15 protein-coding genes are annotated in these 18937 nt (G+C 33.1%); 6 read left to right on the top strand and 9 right to left on the bottom strand.

Annotated features, from left to right (window positions below; all coding sequences use genetic code 11):
• Position 1: 1 nt before the first annotated feature.
• Positions 2-2206, bottom strand: a complete 2205-nt coding sequence (locus tag ACFS3A_RS10875; RefSeq protein WP_379825460.1) for a B12-binding domain-containing radical SAM protein — start codon at positions 2204-2206, stop codon at positions 2-4.
• Positions 2207-2331: 125 nt separating this feature from the next.
• Here ACFS3A_RS10875 and ACFS3A_RS10870 point away from each other — a divergent pair, with 125 nt between their 5' ends.
• A complete protein-coding gene (locus tag ACFS3A_RS10870; RefSeq protein ID WP_379825459.1) occupies positions 2332-8184 on the top strand; it encodes an Ig-like domain-containing protein in 5853 nt (1950 codons plus the stop codon).
• 94 nt (positions 8185-8278) lie between these two features.
• Here the strand turns inward: ACFS3A_RS10870 and ACFS3A_RS10865 are convergent, their stop codons facing one another.
• On the bottom strand, positions 8279-9556 hold the full coding sequence (locus ACFS3A_RS10865; protein WP_379825458.1) for an MFS transporter: 1278 nt from the start codon (positions 9554-9556) through the stop codon (positions 8279-8281).
• Between the two features lie 272 nt (positions 9557-9828).
• Here ACFS3A_RS10865 and bshC point away from each other — a divergent pair, with 272 nt between their 5' ends.
• From bshC to ACFS3A_RS10850, 3 genes are all read left to right on the top strand, one after another.
• Positions 9829-11418 carry a bacillithiol biosynthesis cysteine-adding enzyme BshC gene (gene bshC / locus ACFS3A_RS10860; RefSeq protein WP_379825457.1) on the top strand — a complete coding sequence of 530 codons (1590 nt, stop codon included), beginning with the start codon at positions 9829-9831 and terminating at the stop codon, positions 11416-11418.
• A 123-nt stretch (positions 11419-11541) separates the two neighbouring features.
• On the top strand, positions 11542-12813 hold the full coding sequence (locus ACFS3A_RS10855; protein WP_379825456.1) for an acyltransferase family protein: 1272 nt from the start codon (positions 11542-11544) through the stop codon (positions 12811-12813).
• Positions 12814-13032: 219 nt separating this feature from the next.
• The gene (locus ACFS3A_RS10850) at positions 13033-13452 is read left to right on the top strand and encodes a nucleoside-diphosphate kinase (RefSeq protein WP_223704072.1); all 420 of its coding nucleotides are present in this window, start codon (positions 13033-13035) and stop codon (positions 13450-13452) included.
• 116 nt (positions 13453-13568) lie between these two features.
• Here the strand turns inward: ACFS3A_RS10850 and ACFS3A_RS10845 are convergent, their stop codons facing one another.
• Both ACFS3A_RS10845 and ACFS3A_RS10840 read right to left on the bottom strand, forming a co-directional pair.
• On the bottom strand, positions 13569-13865 hold the full coding sequence (locus ACFS3A_RS10845; protein ID WP_379825455.1) for a DUF721 domain-containing protein: 297 nt from the start codon (positions 13863-13865) through the stop codon (positions 13569-13571).
• Positions 13846-14286, bottom strand: coding sequence for a lipocalin family protein (locus tag ACFS3A_RS10840; protein WP_379825454.1), 441 nt, complete (start codon positions 14284-14286; stop codon positions 13846-13848). The genes ACFS3A_RS10845 and ACFS3A_RS10840 overlap by 20 nt, the downstream gene beginning before the upstream one ends.
• A 352-nt stretch (positions 14287-14638) precedes the next feature.
• Between ACFS3A_RS10840 and ACFS3A_RS10835 the strand changes: the two genes are divergently transcribed.
• Both ACFS3A_RS10835 and ACFS3A_RS10830 read left to right on the top strand, forming a co-directional pair.
• Positions 14639-15172: a hypothetical protein gene (locus ACFS3A_RS10835; protein ID WP_379825453.1), complete on the top strand. Its 534-nt coding sequence runs from the start codon at positions 14639-14641 to the stop codon at positions 15170-15172.
• Between the two features lie 69 nt (positions 15173-15241).
• Entirely contained in the window at positions 15242-16306 is a 1065-nt protein-coding gene (locus tag ACFS3A_RS10830) for a serine hydrolase domain-containing protein (protein ID WP_379825452.1), read from the top strand.
• A gap of 3 nt (positions 16307-16309) precedes the next feature.
• On the opposite strand, the gene ACFS3A_RS10825 is transcribed toward ACFS3A_RS10830, so the two are convergent.
• From ACFS3A_RS10825 to rpmB, 5 genes are all read right to left on the bottom strand, one after another.
• A complete protein-coding gene (locus tag ACFS3A_RS10825; RefSeq protein ID WP_379825451.1) occupies positions 16310-16909 on the bottom strand; it encodes a Zn-dependent protease in 600 nt (199 codons plus the stop codon).
• A gap of 208 nt (positions 16910-17117) precedes the next feature.
• Entirely contained in the window at positions 17118-18071 is a 954-nt protein-coding gene (gene ftsY, locus ACFS3A_RS10820; RefSeq protein ID WP_379825450.1) for a signal recognition particle-docking protein FtsY, read from the bottom strand.
• A 188-nt stretch (positions 18072-18259) separates the two neighbouring features.
• Entirely contained in the window at positions 18260-18412 is a 153-nt protein-coding gene (locus ACFS3A_RS10815) for a DUF4295 domain-containing protein (RefSeq protein ID WP_008468081.1), read from the bottom strand.
• Between the two features lie 74 nt (positions 18413-18486).
• Positions 18487-18669: a 50S ribosomal protein L33 gene (gene rpmG / locus ACFS3A_RS10810; protein WP_008253902.1), complete on the bottom strand. Its 183-nt coding sequence runs from the start codon at positions 18667-18669 to the stop codon at positions 18487-18489.
• Positions 18670-18696: 27 nt separating this feature from the next.
• The gene (rpmB, locus tag ACFS3A_RS10805) at positions 18697-18933 is read right to left on the bottom strand and encodes a 50S ribosomal protein L28 (protein ID WP_008468080.1); all 237 of its coding nucleotides are present in this window, start codon (positions 18931-18933) and stop codon (positions 18697-18699) included.
• Positions 18934-18937: the final 4 nt, after the last annotated feature.

Raw genomic sequence — 18937 nt, 5'->3', positions numbered from 1 at the left:
TTTATAAAACTAATAATCCAAACTCCCGTAAAGTATTGACAGGTTTTGAATACCAAAACAATTCAAAATCTTCTAATTGGGTTTCAAAATCATTTTTCACTTCTTGGAAAGTAAAGTTTTTAGTATTTGAAATCGAAATTTTAGATAGAATTGAAATCAACCAATCTCCTTCATCTTTACTGGTTTGAATATCGAAACTTTGTTTTTTGTCATGAAATGTTAACGACATCATTTCCCAGCTTCTTCCCTTTTTTGATTTTGTGAAAAGTTCTGCCGAAGGTTTTCCGCCCAACCAAACTACTTTTGCATTTGGTTTTGTGTTGAAATCATTTTGTTCTTCAAGCGCATTAAAAATAAAATCGGGATGAATTTTAGTTTTCGGAATTTTAAAATCGAACCATTCCTGAAGTTCATAATCAAAACAGATTCCATGCATGAAGTTGAAAAGCGATTTCTTTAATCCGAAACTAAATTTATCATGATTGATGCCTGTTGCATCGGTATATTCAATGTCATTATTGGCAAAAGTTCCAATTGCTTCTGTTTTCTTGGTCACGCCAAACTGTTCCGGATACAACCCAACCGGACTATGAGCCGTCAAAGCAAATTGATGCCAAAAACCCGATTGTAAAACCCCAGCTTCAAACAATTGGCGAACCATTTCTAAACTGTCAACCGTTTCCTGAATCGTTTGAGTCGGATATCCATACATTAAATACGCATGAACCATAATTCCGGCTTCGGTAAAATTTCGTGTTACTTTGGCAACTTGTTCCACTGTTACTCCCTTATCAATTAATTTCAGTAATCGATCTGAAGCCACTTCTAAACCGCCAGAAACAGCTATACAACCAGAAGCTTTTAATAATAAACACAAATCTTTAGAAAAACTTTTTTCAAATCGAATGTTTGTCCACCAAGTTACTGCCAGTTTTCTTTTTAAGATTTCAAGTGCTAAAGCACGCATTAAAGCTGGCGGTGCCGCTTCGTCTACAAAGTGAAATCCGTTTTGACCTGTTTTTTCAATCAATTCTTCTATTCTATCGCAAAGCAGACTTGCCGCAACGGGTTCGTACACTTTTATATAATCTAAAGAAATATCGCAGAAAGTACATTTTCCCCAATAACAGCCGTGCGCCATTGTGAGTTTATTCCAACGTCCATCACTCCACATTCTGTGCATCGGATTTACAATTTCTATAACCGAAATATATTTATCCAAAGGTAAATCGGAATAATCTGGAGTTCCAACCTGTGATTGTTTGTAATCGTGTTTTAACGAATTATTTTTATAAACTACTTCTCCATTTTCCAACAGAAAAGTTCTTTTATAAGAATTGTAATCAGGATTTTCTAAATTGGCTATTAATTCCACGATTGGAACTTCGCCATCGTCTAAAGTAATAAAATCAAAAAACTCAAAAACGCGTTTGTCCGAAAGCGAACGTAATTCTGTATTCGGGAAACCGCCACCCATCGAAATCTTAATTTCGGGATGATTTTGTTTTACCCATTGAGCAGAACGAAATGCACTATATAAATTTCCTGGAAACGGAACAGAAATTAAAAATAACGTAGGTTTTACCGCTTCGATTTTTGCTTTTAAAAGTGAAATTAAAATGGAATCGATATAAGTTGGTTCTTTTTGAAGCTCCAAATATAATTCATCAAAAGAATTGGCGCTTCTTCCTAAACGTTCCGCATATCGGCTGAAACCAAAATTCTCATCCACACATTCTACAATAAAATCTGAAATATCTTCAAGGTATAAAGTAGCTAAATGTTTGGCTTTATCCTGAGTTCCCATTGTGCCAAAAGCCCAATCCAATTCTTCCAACTGCGCAAAACGAGAAGCCTCGGGCAGGAAATCTTCCTGACAAATCTGCAAGGCTAAAGTTGGATTTTTTCCCTGTAGAAATTGAATTACAGAATCAATTGTTTTGATGTATTCATCCTGTAAAGCAAAAATACGTTTTGAGTTATCCGAAACATCAGAACCTGAAACTTGAAACCTAAAACTTGAAACTTCAAACAAATCTGAAAGCCCTTTCTTAGAAAACAATTCCAAAATGACATCAATACCCAAATCAGCCTGAACCGATTCTATATTTTTGGTATTCAGAAAACCTTTTATATAAGCCGTTGCCGGATACGGGGTATTCAGTTGGGTAAAAGGCGGTGTAATTACAAAAAGTTTCGTTTTCAAAAGGGAATTATTTTTTTGCAAAAATACGGGATATTTAATGACTTTTAAGGAAAAGATTCAAGTTGTGATTTTAGTTTTATTTCGTAGATATTTAATTACATTTGTCACTATACCAAAATAAACCTATGAAGCATAAATTACTTTTTATTTTTTTGTTTTTTTCAATATTTTGCTATTCTCAGGAAAATTGTAATAACGGAATTGATGATGATGGTGACGGCAAAATAGACTTAAATGATGAAGATTGTATTTGTAATAATACGATTTCTATTTTACAAAATCATTCTTTTGAAGAAAAAACAAATTGTCCTCAGGGTTATGATGACATTCCAACAACCACTTACTGGACAAAAGGAACAACCCCATCCCCAGATTATTTAAATAAAGACTGCTCTCTTTTTAGTACTATTTACAGCAAAAATCTTCAAAATTTCCCCGATGGTAAAGGAATTTTCAGGGCAGTATACAAAAACAATAAAAAAGAATATATCGCTACAAAATTATCAAGCCCATTAAGTACCGGAATAAATTATCAGTTAACACTGAATATTGCTACATTGATGAGTATTGAAACAAATAACCTAAGTAAACGTTTTGATTTTAATTTCTTAGCGCCTACTTATATAACACTTTATGGATGTACCAATAAAGATAATTTACCATTATATACCAATTCAGATCCAAATTCGTTTGACTCATCCTGGATTGAAATTGGAAAAGTTTTATACCAACCTCAGACTAATTGGGGAGAAGTAACAATTAGTTTTACTACAAATACTGCTATTAACGCAATAATGCTAGGGCCAGAAAAGATATTGCCTCCATCCTTTAACACAGACTATGAACCTTCTTTCTTATATGATAATTTAAGATTAAATACTGCTGAAAATTTTGGTGTTACTATTGTTCAAAGCGGCAATTTCTGCAATAATGATTTAATATTGACTGCTAATCTGAATAAAACCATTAATTTAGCAACAACTTTTCAATGGTATAGAAATGGAATAGCGATCGATGGGGCCACTAATAAAACGTATCCAATTCCGTCAGTTAAAACAAATCTGGGAGAATATGCTGTAAAAGTTACAGATCAAAATGATTGCTTCATAAGTTCAAAATTAACTATAAACAATTCAATTCTTAATCCTTCTATAACAGTAGTTCAGCCTACGTGTCAAGATATAAATGGTTATATCAAAGTTAATGATCCTGGAATAGAATATAGCTTTGATAAAGGCTTGCCCTTCCTTTCAGATGACAACTATGTTACAAAAGATTTGGTTTGGCAAACAGATGCCAACTTTGCCACAAAAGAATATGGCAAATATTATGTCCAAATGAGAACCGCTTCGGGCTGTATTTCTACACCTACGATTGTAACAATTAATCCCCCAATATTACTAGACCGCCCAACATTTTCGATTGTTCAGCCAACTTGTAATTCTGGTGGAACTATTACTATCACAACTCCGGGATCACAATTTAGTTTTGATAATGGTTTGACTTGGGAAAACAGTCCTGTCAAAACAAATTTACCTACTGGAAATTATTTACTTAAAATAAAAAACAGCAGCGGATGCGAATCCTATTCTCAAAGCGTCTTGCTTTTTACTTCATACATTAATTCTCCAATCTATACTTTAATCCAGCCTAACTGTAGTCAAGGTGGCAGTATTACTATTACCAGCCCCGCATCCGAATATAGTTTTGATAATGGAGAAACATGGACAACAAATCCAACGGCAACTAATTTACCTTCTGGTTATTATAATGTTAGAATTAAAGATGAATTTGGATGTGTATCCAAACCATATTTTAATCAAATTTATTTAAATCCATTTTCTAAATCATACCCGGAAGTTAAAATTACTCAACCAAATACTTGTAGTAATACCGGAAGTATTATCTTTTCAAAGCTTTCATCTAAATATAGTATTGACAATGGGCAAACATGGCAGGAAACACCTACTTTTAATAATTTAAAACCTGGCAATTACGTAATTAAAACGAAAAATGAACTAGGTTGTGAATCCGATATCTATCCAGTTAAAATAAATTTTTATTTATCTAAACCAGCTTATACGACAATAAATCCTGCATGTACAACAAACGGCAGTATCACTATTACCAGCCCCGCATCCGAATATAGTTTTGATAATGGAGAAACATGGACAACAAATCCAACGGCAACTAATTTACCTTGGGGTTCTTATAACATTAAAATTAAAAATGAATTAGGTTGTGAATCCGATGTTGCATATGCCTACTTACCAGCTTTCTATCTTAATGATCCTACATTCAAAATAATAAATCCCGATTGCGAAACGGAATCAAAATGGAGCATTTTAATTACAACCCCGGCTGCATCTTATAGTTTTGATGGGGGAAGAACATGGGGTACAAGTCCAAGCATTTCTAATTTAGATTATGGAACTTACTTCTTGAAAATAAAAAATTCTTTAGGCTGTGAATCAAATTATGCAATTGCCAATATAAGTAATGCTTATTATTTAGCTCGTCCCGAATTTTCAGTTACACAACCTACCTGTGCCACTCCAGGACGTGTTACCATAACCACTCCTGCTGCATTTTATAGTTTTGATGACGGAGCCACATGGAGTACAGATCCAAATCTTACTAAATATCCTCATGGTAACGTAAGTGGTTATCTTAGGATTAAAAATAAAGCAGGCTGTGTAAGTGAACCCAATTGGTTTAGTCTTAACCATAATTATCTTAATCCTCCAACTTATACAATAGTACAACCAACGACTTGTGACAGTAATGCTACCGGAAGTATTACTATTACAACACCAGCCGCCTCATATAGCTTTGATGGTGGTTTAAGCTGGAGTACTAACCCTAAAGCTTCAAATCTTCCCGTAGGTTTTAAATATCAATTAAAAATAAAAAATAACGAAGGATGTGAATCAGGAAACCTTGTAGTTGAATTCACACCTCTTAAAATAAAGGAGGTCGATTACAAAGCCACTTATCCTAGCTGTGGTAAAGGAGGTTCTATTACAATTACTACACCAGCGCCATTTTACAGTTTTGATGGCGGTGAAACTTGGGGCACAAATCCAACTGCTTCAAATTTACCAGTTGGTTTTTATTATCCTAAAATAAAAAATGAATCCGGATGTATCTCACAAACACTTTATTCTGTGAATTTCACTGAAGAATATTTATCTAATTTTAATGTAGCAGTAACTCAACCTACTTGTGAATCAAAAAATAAAGGGAGTATTACAATAGATCCCATATTTGATCAATATAGCTTTGATGACGGTAGAACCTGGAGTCAATACAACTCAGCTACAAATTTATCTCCTGGTAATTATTACATAGTAGTTAAAAATAATTTAGGTTGTGAGTCCTGGTGGCGAACTGTAACACTTTATGATTTTTATCTACCCAGACCAAATTATACAGCAACTCCTCCTGAATGTGGAACTGGAGGAAGTATTACGATAACTACTCCAGCTGCATTATACAGTTTTGATAATGGAGAAAATTGGACAACTAATCCAACAGCTGTAAATTTAGATGAAGGATATTATACAATAAAGATAAAAAATGAATTAGGATGTGAATCCTATTCGCAAAATATTTATATTCCAAAATTTTACCTTAGTTCCCCATTATATTCAACAATACAGCCAAATTGTGAATCTTTAGGCAGCATAACTTTTACTACAGTTGCTTCAGAATATAGTATAGATAATGGTAGCACGTGGAAAACTGACCCTACTTTTCCTAATTTAACTCCTGATAATTATTATTTAAAAATAAAAAGCAAATTAGGATGCGAATCAAATTCAAAATACATTTCTCTAAGTAATACGAATCCATCGCCTCAAAAGCCAAATGTTACTGTTCAACAGCCAAGTAGTTGTACAAGTACAAAAGGAATTATTACAGTGTCAACAAATGCTTATCAATACAGCTTTGATGATGGACTTACCTGGACAACAAATTCTAAGGCAGTTGATTTAGACCCCGGCACTTATTTTATTAAAATCAAAAACAGCAGTACAGGCTGTCCTTCTCTTGCAACAAAAACAAGTATCAACTCTCCTTTAGACGCCATGGTACCTCCAAATTATACAGTTTCTCAACCTATAAGTTGTACCAATCCTTTTGGAACAATTACTATTACAACCACAGCTTCAAAATATAGTTTTGACAATGGATTAACATGGAAAACAAATTCCGATTCTGGAAATTTAGCTGTAGGAAATTACAAGGTTAAGATTCAAAATGCTGCAGGATGTGAATCCGAAGCTGTTTCGATTAACATAAATGCTCCTACAGATTTCCCAACTATCCCAACAAACAGTATAATTCAACCTAATTGCAATAATAGCCAAGGAAAAATAACTATTCTTTCTACAGCATCAGAATATAGTTTTGATAATGGTCTAAACTGGTCTACTAACGCAACATCGCCATTTTTAAATCCAGGCGAATATTATCTAAAAATAAAAAATGCCAATGGATGTATTTCTGAAGCAATAAAAGCCACTATAACAACTTTTGTTAATTCTACACCATTACCTGAAAATATAAGTCCAAAGACCTTCTGTATTCAGGAAAATGCAACTTTAGACAATATTCAAATTATAGGGAACAACATAAAATGGTATAACGCTCAAACTGGTGGAACACTTTTACCCAATACAACATTACTTCAAAATAATGGAGCTTATTTTGTATCACAAACTATTGATGGGTGCGAGAGTTTGAGAGTTCCTATATCGGTTACGATTCAAAATACATTAACACCAACCGGAAATGCAAATCAGACATTTTGTACAGGACAAAATCCAACAATTGCTAATATTCAAATAACCGGAGATCAAATTAAATGGTACGATGCAATAACCAATGGTAATTTATTGGCCGAAACAAATAATCTGATTGATGGAAAAGTCTATTATGCTTCTCAGACAATCAATACTTGTGAAGGTCCCAGATTTGGAGTTACAGTTTCTATTGTCAATACACCTTCTGCTCCAACTGTAAAAGGAAATGTAGCGTTTTGCAAAATTGAATTTGCAAAATTGAGCAACATTCAAATGACTGGCCAAGATATAAAATGGTATGACACCAGTTTTTCTGCAGCTCCTCTGCCTAATAACACTTTACTGGAAAACAACAGAACCTATTACGCTTCGCAAACTGTTGGCTGCGAAAGCGACCGAATATCTGTTTTAATAAAAGTTCATGACACTGGTTTGCCTACTGGCAACAATAATCAACAATTTTGCATTGATGAAATTGCTACTTTAGAAGACCTTAATATAATGGGAACGAACCTTAAATGGTACGATACCGAAACAGACGGAACTATTTTACAAGAAACAACCTTATTGCAAACTGCAGTTTATTATGCTACCCAAACTTTAGATAATTGCGAAAGTCCGCGATTCGCTGTAACAGTAAAAATTCAGGATACCCAAATTCCTATTTCTGATTCTCCCCAGCAATTTTGCATCCAAAAAAATGCTAAAATCAGTAATATTGATGTTTTTGGACAAAATATAAAATGGTATGAAAGTATTTCTTCAAACAATTCTATATCAGAATCAACATCTCTTGAAAATGGTATGACTTATTATGCTTCACAAACCATAAGTAATTGCGAAAGTGACAGAATTCCTGTTGTCATAAATATCCTGGAAGCAACAACTGGTGATTGTATCAATTTTGTTGAAGAACTTCCATATCCAAAATTCTTTACTCCAAATGGTGATGGTTATAATGACCTTTGGACAATTGATCCCGCATATTTAGCTCCAAACACAGGAATTAAAATCTATGATCGTTACGGAAAACTCATAAAAGAATTAACGCCACACACTTCCTGGAACGGAACTTATTTGGGCAACCAGCAACCCGCATCAGATTATTGGTTTATTGCGAAAAGATTAAATGGAACAGAATTTAGAGGGCATTTTAGTTTGAAAAGGTAGATAAAAAAGTACAAACCCCACAAGATTTAAAATAATCTTGTGGGGTTTGTACTTTTGAAGTTTCATAATCACGAAATTTTCGGTTACATCGACTCTAAAACTTATGCTCGTCTTTACTAATTACCAAAAATGAAATTAAGGATATCAGTGCGGCAGTAACTAAATAAAAGCCCACATAACTCACATCATATGTCTTGGCTAACCAAATTGCAATCATAGGTGCAAACGCAGCTCCCAGAATTCCTGCCATATTAAAAGTCAAAGATGCTCCGGAATAACGAACATTGGTTGGAAATAACTCCGATAAAAAAGTTCCTAAAGGACCATAAGTAAATCCCATCAAACTCATTCCGATACAGGCAAAAATGGTTACTAAAGTGATGTTTCCTGAACTTAAAAAATAAGAAAAGAAAAATCCAAAAATGGCAATAGCGGCTGTAGCCAGAATCAACATTTTACGACGACCGATTTTGTCTGCAACAACAGCAGAAATTGGAATAAAAAGAGCAAAAAATAACACAGAAAACAATTGAATTAATAATCCGTCTCTTTTTACAATCCCTAAATCTGAAGTTGCCCAGCTTAAGGTAAAAACTGTCATTAAGTAAAAAACCAAGAATGTTGTAATAGCCGCAAAAGTTCCAAAAATCAATTGGTTTTTATATGATTTCACTAATTCTAAAAACGGCACTTTAACTTCTTCCTGTTCTTTTTTAGCATTTTCAAAAGAAGGTGTTTCGGTAATTTTTGTTCTGATATAAAAACCAACAATTACCAATAATGCACTGGCAATAAATGGAATTCTCCATCCATAATCCATAAAATCTTCATTACTCATCGAATCGGTTAACAATAGGAAAGTCCCCCCTGAAAGCAATAATCCAATTGGAGCTCCTAATTGCGGAAACATTCCATACCAGGCACGTTTATTTGGTGGTGCATTTTCTATTGCCAATAAAACAGCTCCTCCCCACTCGCCTCCTAAACCTACACCTTGTCCGAATCGGCAAAGCATCAATAATAAAGGAGCAGCAACACCAATACTGGCATAACTTGGCAGAAATCCAATAGTAACAGTCGAAATTCCCATGGTTAATAAAGCGGCGACTAAAGTAAACTTACGTCCGATCTTATCCCCGTAATGTCCAAAAAATGCAGATCCTAAAGGTCGTGATAAAAACGCAATTGAAAAAGTTGCTAAAGATTCCAGTGTCGCCATTGTCGAATCTGAACTAGGGAAAAATAACTGAGGAAAAACCAATACTGCTGCATTGGCATAAATATAAAAATCAAAAAATTCGATTGTTGTGCCAATAAGGCTTCCAAAAAGAACATGTTTTAGAGAGTTTTTTTTATTTGGGTTCGTTTCCATGTAAAATTGATATAACTTTTTTTTTGCTTACAAAAATAGAGTTTCATTATTAATAATTCATCTTTCGAAGCATTAGTTTTAAAACACCTTCTGTTTTTTAACAAAATTCATGTATTTTACATTTTAAAAACCATTATTTCTTTTGTTTTCAAAAACCTGATTTTCGGAACTTTAAAACAAAATTTAAAAATCAAATCTTAAGCAATCGTTAAAAGCGTTTTTAACTGTATATTTTCATTAAATTTACAGCTGTCAAAAATAAATTCAAAATTATGCCTACCGACTGTATCAGCTTTCAATCTTCTGGTTATTTTTCTAAACTAATGCAAGATTACTTAGATCAAAAAGCAGAATTAAAACCGCTGTACAACAATTTTCCAACTCTAGAAAATTTCGAAAAACAGATTGCTGAAAAAGCTTCCAATTTTGATAATAGCAACAGGACAACATTATTTGAAACTTTGCAAAAGCAGTATCAAAATATTGCAACTTCAGAGTCGACCCAACATAATATTACGCTTTTAAAACTCGAAAATACATTTACCATTACAACTGGACATCAGTTAAATTTATTCACCGGTCCATTGTATTTTTTATATAAAATCATTTCGACCATTAATCTTACCAAAGAATTAAAATCGAAATATCCTTCCTATAATTTCGTTCCGGTTTATTGGATGGCAACAGAAGATCACGATTTCGAGGAAATTAATTATTTTAATTTTAAAGGAAAAAAAATCCGCTGGAATGCTGAAAGTACTGGGCCTGTTGGAAGATTATCTACTAACGGATTAGAAGATTTATTTGAAATTTATTCTAAAGAATTAGGTTCAAGCACGAATGCAAACACGCTGAAAAGGTTATTTGAAGATGCCTACTTAAAGCATGAAAAACTAGCTGATGCTACACGCTATTTAGCCAATACCTTATTTGCGAATTATGGTTTAGTGATTATCGATGCTGATGATGCTGATTTAAAACGCAATTTTATTCCATATGTAAAAGAAGAATTAGAAAATCAAACTTCATTTAAAACGGTACAAAAATCAATTGAACAGCTTTCTGATTATACAGTTCAGGTAAATCCGAGAGAAATCAATTTATTTTATATTGAAGATAAGCTTCGCGAAAGAATCATTTTTGAAGATGATAAATACATTGTCAATAATACCAGAATCTCATTTTCAAAAGAAGAAATTTTAAAATTACTGGAAAGCAATCCTGAAAAATTCAGTCCGAACGTAATTATGCGTCCGTTGTATCAGGAAATTATCCTGCCAAACCTTTGTTACATTGGTGGAGGCGGAGAAATTGCCTATTGGCTTGAATTAAAAGGATTTTTTGATGTTGTAAATGTTACTTTCCCAATTTTATTAGTTCGAAATTCCGTTCTTTTAGCAACCGAAAAACAAGCTAAGAAAGCAGATAATTTAGGTTTAACCTGGAAAGATTTATTCAGCAAATCAGATAATTTAATCAATTCGATCACACATAAACTTTCTCCATTCCCAATTGATTTAACAGAACAGAAAGAAGCTCTTGAAAAACAATTCAATTATCTATTCGAATTGGCTGAAAAAACAGACAAATCATTTTCTGGTGCTGTAAAAGCACAGGAAGTAAAACAGAAAAAAGGATTAGAAAATTTAGAAAAACGTTTACTTAAAGCGCAAAAAAGAAAACTACACGATCAATTACAACGTGTTAATGATTTACAATGCGAATTATTTCCAAATCACAGCTTACAAGAACGTCAAGCCAACTTTTCCGAATTTTATTTAGAAAACGGAGAACAATTGATTCCACTTTTAATTCAAAAATTAAAACCTTTAGAACATAATTTTAATATCATAATCACCTAAAATAATTATCTTTAAAAATTCAAAGTAATCATTTCGGAAACAAATAACCAGCTCATCTCCGAAATTATTGCTCTCTCAAACCAAATAGAATTATATTTTATAACCTATTAACGAACTAACCAAATGGTAAGAGAACGCCTAATTTCGCTTGATGTCTTTCGCGGACTGACTATTCTATTAATGACTATTGTAAACAATCCCGGAGACTGGGGCAATGTTTATCCACCACTTTTACACGCACACTGGAACGGCTGTACACCAACCGATCTTGTTTTTCCTTTTTTTATTTTTATAATGGGAGTTGCTGTTCCGTTGGCTATGCCGGACAAAACTTATGACGATACGACATTCAACAAAATCCTCGTTCGTTCCTTAAGAATGCTTTGTCTTGGAATATTCTTTAATTTCTTTGGAAAAATCCAGTTGTTTGGTTTGGAAGGTATTCCCCTACTTATTGCCCGATTAGCTGTAACTATTGTCGTTGGCTATGCATTAATGGGAAACTTCAGTACCAAATTAAAAAACATCTTTGCTTTCGGCATACTGGCATTATATCTCATTTTAGCGTATGGAGGTTTTGAAAATTATCAGGATGTAAGACTTCCAGGTGTTTTACAACGTATTGCCGTAGTCTATTTTATTGTTTCTCTTTTGTATTTAAAAACATCACGAAAAACACAATTAATTACAGGAATCGTTTTGCTTTTAGGTTATTGGGCAGTTATGACCTTAATTCCCGTTCCCGGATTTGGAGAAGCCAATTTAGAAAGAGGAACCAATTTAGCCGCTTGGTTAGACAGCGTTTTGCTAAAAGGACATATGTATCACGAAACCAAAACTTGGGATCCAGAAGGAATATTAAGCACAATTCCGTCTATTGTAAACGGGATTATCGGTTTATTCATTGGACAAATTTTATTACTCAGCATAACTAAAATCCAAAAAGCGCAAAGAATGGGAATAATTGGTGTCGGACTTATTTTTTTCGGATTAATGTGGGATTTAGTTTTCCCGATAAACAAATCGATCTGGACAAGCAGCTATGTTTTATACACTACTGGTTTGGCAACTGTATGTTTAACGGCACTATATTATGTTATTGATATAACAGAATATAAAAAAGGATTCAAACTATTTGTAATTTGGGGAGTTAATCCAATGATTGTGTTTTTTGCATCACAGATTATTCCACAGGCATTAACTATGATCCGATTTCAAAATCCACATAATCCAGAAGAACAAACCAATCTTTTAGATTATTTATATCGTTTCGGAATTGCACCATTTTTTAGCAATCCAATGACCGCTTCACTAGCAGGAGCATTAACCTATGTAGCAATTTGGACTTTTATCCTTTGGATTTTCTATAGAAACAAATTAATATTTAAAGTCTAATTTTTATCCTAATATGTAAAGACGCACCGCAGTGCGTCTTTTTTTTTATTATAATTCAGATCATTCTCATTAGATGCACTGCAGTGCATCTCTACAAATATGGTTTCAAAAAATACATTTTTTATCCAAAACATCCTTTTTAAGGAGTTTTAATTAAGAATTTATTAAAATCAATTGATAAAAAAAGTATACTTTTGCACAAAATTTAATAAATACAAAATGGCAACAAATAGAACTTTTACAATGATTAAACCAGATGCTGTTGCAAACGGACACATCGGGAACATCTTAGCAATGATTACTAATGGTGGTTTCAAAATCGTTTCATTAAAATTAACTCAATTAACTGTAGCAGATGCTAAAGCATTCTACGCAGTTCACGCAGAAAGACCTTTCTACGGAGAATTAGTTGAATTCATGTCACGCGGACCAATTGTTGCTGCTATTTTAGAAAAAGAAAATGCAGTAGAAGATTTCAGAACTTTAATTGGAGCTACAAACCCAGCTGAAGCTGCTGAAGGAACTATTCGTAAAGCATACGCTACTTCAATTGGAGAAAATGCAGTGCACGGATCTGACAGCGACGAAAATGCTGCTATCGAAGGTGCATTCCACTTTGCAGGAAGAGAGCAGTTTTAATTTAAGATTTTAGAGTTCAGTCCCAATAGCTATCGGGATAGATTGTTGAGCTTACACATAAAAATAAAAAATCCATTCGCACAGCGAATGGATTTTTTTATATCGTAAATCTAAAATCAGCGCAGCACAACATCTTTAACAACATCACGCCTAAGTTCCTCATTAATCATTTTAACAATTTTAGATTTTCCGTGGCTTAATTCTTCACGCAGTACTGCCGAACCTAATTCAACATACAGCGTGCTACCTTTTAGAACAACATTTTTTGTATACGTGTTTACCCCACTTCCCATAAGATTTTTCCATGCGTCACGCACATCAATCTGATCCATTCCCGCTTGCAGTTTATTGACCTGAATAATCTGCTGTAAAACAGCACTAATTGTAGATTCGCTATTTAGTCTTTTCGCCATCGTTTAAGAGATTAATTGGTGCTGCTTTTTTATAATGATATTCTATTTTTTGTGGATTTTTAACCACTAATTCTTTATCCGAAAGCGAAATAATCTCTTCGCTCCATTTTGTGTAATCTGTTTTATAATCCAAGAAAACATGTTCTCCCGCAAAACGAACCGAAACATTTTCAAAAGTATCTGTAGTTAAAAATGTACCGTCAAATTGTGGCATTACTTTCGTTCTAACTCCTTTATTATTCTTGATCTGGAAAAAATCAAAAGTTTCATTCATCTTATAATCTTTCTGTTCGCCTTTATCAAAAATTACCTTTTCAATTTCCCAGTAACCATTTAGTTTAGCAATATCAGCAGGTTTTATTTCCTGTTTGCAACTAACAAACAAAACTGACAAAACCCAAATCATCCAAGTGTTCTTCATAATTATATCTACTATTAATAAGGAGCTGAAACCTGCTGTCCGCTGTATCTTTTTCTTTTTAAAGAAAAAAACAAAAGGATGCCGCTTCCATCAGAGCTAGGATTTCAGTTTTCAAAAAAAATCCCAGACTACAAAGGTAGTCTTATAATCATCAAAAGAAATAGTTTCTTTCTTAATTCTTTATCAAAACATAAAACAATTTTTTAACCAAACAAATCGTCTTATATTATCAACATTAAAACGTATAGGTGCTAAAACTGATCTAAAAGTTAAAGATATTTAGACCAAAAATAAACCGTAAAATTATTGAAAAGATTAAAACTAAAGTTCAAACCTCCTTTTCTGAATTAAAATGAAAAATATACCAATACTACTTTTAAGTACAATGCTTTTATTTTTTAAATGCGCTAAAACAACGGACCTACATAACAAGCAGCACCATTCAGAATTAGTAAAAAATAGCACCATTACTTCAACAAATTTTAAATCAAACGACGGCCTTCCTGCGAAAAACAAACTTATCTCGCCTATAAAAATCATAAATGCATCATTACACAAAAACAACTACTCAGACCATAAAGATATTAAGATCACTTTTAAAAACTTAGGAACGAAAAGCATTAAAGCTATTAAATTTGAGTGGCTCTGTACCAACTCATTTGATGAACCTGCAAATGGAAAATATTTCTATGGTGAAGGAAGATTTACAGAAAACTCTATAAACATATTAAAACCAAATCAGACAAGAAGTGAATTCTGGGAAGACTTTTCAACAGATGCAGATAAAATAATTGAAATAAGAGCTTACTATATTGTTTTTACTGACGGCACAAAATGGGAACTTGATGAAGAATTTAATCATAATTTACTAAAGGATATAGAATGAAATAAACTCAAAAGCCATTAAACTTTTTTGCCTATTTTTGGTCAAACCCCAAACCAAAAACAAATAGACATGACCAAAATTTTTCACACAACAATTGCAGTTCTGTTGTTTATAAGTTGCACAAAAGATTCAACAGACCCCAACACAACTCCAACAGAAAACATGTATTTCCCTCCTCTTACGGGAACAACCTGGGAAACAAAATCAATCGCAGATTTAAAGTGGAATCAAAATGCCGTGCAGCCTCTTTTAGATTATCTGGAACTAAAGCATACCAAATCCTTTATAATTTTAGTAAACGGAAGAATCGTATTAGAAAATTACTTTAACAACCATACAGCTACTGCAAACTGGTACTGGGCTAGCGCAGGAAAGACATTAACTTCAACCGTTACAGGAATTGCACAACAAGAAAATCTCGTAAACATTAACAACAAAGTTTCTGATTATATTGGAACAGGGTGGACAAGTGAAACACTTGCAAAAGAAAATCTCATAACCTGCAAACACTTATTAACCATGACATCCGGCTTAGACGATTCTACCGATGATGTAAATCCGGAAAACTTAATTTACAAAGCCAACGCCGGAACGCGATGGGCTTATCACAATGTTTATGTAAAACTGCAGGATGTTGTTGCAAAAGCCAGTGGACAAACCTGGGAAAACTATTTCAACACCAAAATAAGAGACAAAATAGGAATGAATGGCACTTGGGTTCAACTCGGAGTCAACAGTGTTTATACGAGCACAACAAGAAGCATGGCACGATTTGGTCTATTAATGCTTAACAAAGGAAAATGGGAAAATAACGTAATCCTAAACGAAGCTTTTTTCAACGAAGCAACAAATACCTCGCAAAATATTAATTTAGGTTATGGCTATTTATGGTGGTTAAACGGCAAAGCAAACTATCATTTACCGCAATCCCAATTAACCTTTCAGGGAAGTGTAATTCCAACCGGACCAAACGATATGTTTATGGCTTTAGGGAAAAATGATCAAAAAATTTATATAATACCAAGTAAAAATATGGTAGTTATAAGAATGGGAGATGCAGCAGATAATGTTAATTTAGCTCTATCTGATTTTGACAAAACTTTATGGGAGAAAATTAATGCCTTGTATCAATAGCTATTAAATCAACTGCCATCCTTTATCCTTTAAAAAGCTTTTGCATTTTTTACAAAAATCTTTTTCCTCATCCAGTGGGTTTCCTCCTTCAGCATCACGCATTAAACAAGTTTTAATATTGCAATGTGCCAAACCCGCTGTATGACCTAATTCATGAAGAACCAATTTATAAAACTGATTATTTCTGTTCTTTTTAGATAATCTAAAATCAGAAACAACACAGGCTTTTCCGGGCATATATCCCAGCCCCATTACTCCCCAGTCTACAATATTGTTTTTTGTTGTACTTATATCAAAATGAGACAACCCAACGATAACAGAATCATTGCCGATCTTATTTTTAAGACTTTTAATAATACTATCAGCGCGATATCTATTACGTGGTTTATAAAATGAAGTTTCAGGAAACTCAATATTCTGTTTTAAAATAACCTTTGGATTGATTGCTTTTATTTCAGAAAAAACTTTTTGGGATTGTTTGGAATCAAAATTACCTAAAGGTTGAATTACAATAACCTTTTGATTCTTTTCTGCACTTTCATTCTCTCGTTTGTTTGTACAACAACACAAAATAAATATCAGAATAAAAATACTATATTTCATATTATCACAATACGAATCAATTCTTCTTATTAGAATTTACTCTTTTAAGAACTCCTAAAAAAAACAAAATAATTCCGGCTACCAGTAAAATATAATAAACCGAAATATTATTATCCTTCAATACATTTGCCAAAACAAAACATATCACACTGGCAAAATAAAAAGCAACAGCTGATATATTTTTTAAAGATTCGAAACCCATTATTTTTTATTTAAAGAAACTGTCAACAAATTCATATTTATTAAAGACTTGTAAATCTTCAATTCCTTCGCCGACACCAATATATTTTACCGGAATTTGAAATTGGTCTGAAATTCCAATTACCACACCCCCTTTTGCAGTTCCGTCCAGTTTCGTTACAGCAAGTGAAGTAACCTCTGTTGCGGCTGTAAATTGTTTAGCCTGTTCAAAAGCATTCTGACCTGTAGAACCGTCCAAAACCAAAAGCACATCATGAGGAGCATCAGCAACTACTTTCTGCATTACACGTTTTACTTTTGAGAGCTCATTCATCAAGTTAATTTTATTATGAAGACGTCCTGCAGTGTCAATAATAACAACATCTGCATTTTGAGCTACCGCAGATTGCAAAGTATCAAAAGCAACAGAAGCCGGGTCGCTCCCCATGTTTTGTCTCACAATTGACACACCAACACGATCTGCCCAAACCTGCAATTGATCAATTGCTGCTGCACGGAAAGTATCTGCTGCACCCAAAACCACATTATGCCCTGCTTTTTTAAACTGATAAGCCAATTTACCAATTGTTGTTGTCTTACCTACTCCATTTACTCCAACAACCATTAAAACGTAAGGCTTTTTATCTTTCGGAATTTCAAATTCAGTAGCTTCTCCTGTATTTGTCTCAGAAAGCAAAGATCCAATTTCATCTCTCAGAATCTGGTTCAATTCATCTGTTCCCAAATATTTATCTTCAGCAACACGTTTTTCAATTCTTTCAATGATTTTTAATGTTGTATTTACACCAACGTCCGAAGCTACAAGAACTTCTTCAAGATTATCTAAAACATCATCATCAACTTTAGATTTTCCTGCAACCGCCTTGCTTAACTTTGAGAAAAAAGTAGTTTTTGTTTTTTCAAGACCTTTGTCTAAAGTCTCTTTTTTTTCGGTAGAGAATAATTTTTTAAAAAAACTCATTTTTTGTAGATTATTTAGATTTACTAGATTTCCTGATTTTCAGACAAGAAATCCAAATCTTTAAAGAAAGTGCAATGGTTTCCTTAAAAAGAGCCAATTGTTACGATTCTTCAAATTTTTAGACAAATATAGGTAATAAAAAAGCTACTTCCGAAAGAAAGTAGCTTTTCTATATATTGTAATTGTAATTATTTCTTTTTCAAGAATTCATCAACTTCTTCAGGAGCCATAATAGATTCTACGAATGTATATGCACCAGTTTTAGGAGATTTCACCATTTTGATGGCTTTTGATAATCTCTTAGAAGATGTTTGTAACGATGCTACGGTTTTCTTTGCCATGATTCAAATGTTATTGAACTTTTCATAAAACTCGAATGGCCAAACCATTTGAGATTTATAAAAATCTCTAATTATTACTTAATTTCTTTGTGAACAGTTACTCTTTTTAAGATTGGATTAAATTTTTTAATCTCTAATCTGTCTGGAGTATTTTTTTTGTTCTTAGTTGTAATATATCTAGAAGTTCCTGGAACACCAGAAGTCTTGTGCTCAGTACATTCTAAAATTACTTGGATTCTATTACCTTTCTTTGCCATCTTGCTATATATTTATTTAGGAAAAGATTATTTGATAAATCCTTCTGACTGCGCTTTTTTCAAAACAGCAGTGATTCCATTTTTATTAATTGTTTTTATCGTAGATGCTGCTACTCTAAGAGTAATCCATCTATCTTCTTCTGGAAGATAAAAACGCTTTTTAACTAAGTTTACAGAAAACTTTCTCTTAGTTTTGTTCATAGCGTGAGAAACGTTATTTCCTACCATCGCTCTTTTACCTGTAAGGTCACAAACTCTTGACATTATA

The sequence above is a fragment of the Flavobacterium notoginsengisoli genome (genome assembly GCF_042686225.1).
GTDB lineage: Bacteria > Bacteroidota > Bacteroidia > Flavobacteriales > Flavobacteriaceae > Flavobacterium > Flavobacterium notoginsengisoli.
This window is presented reverse-complemented; position numbering and strand designations above follow the sequence as displayed.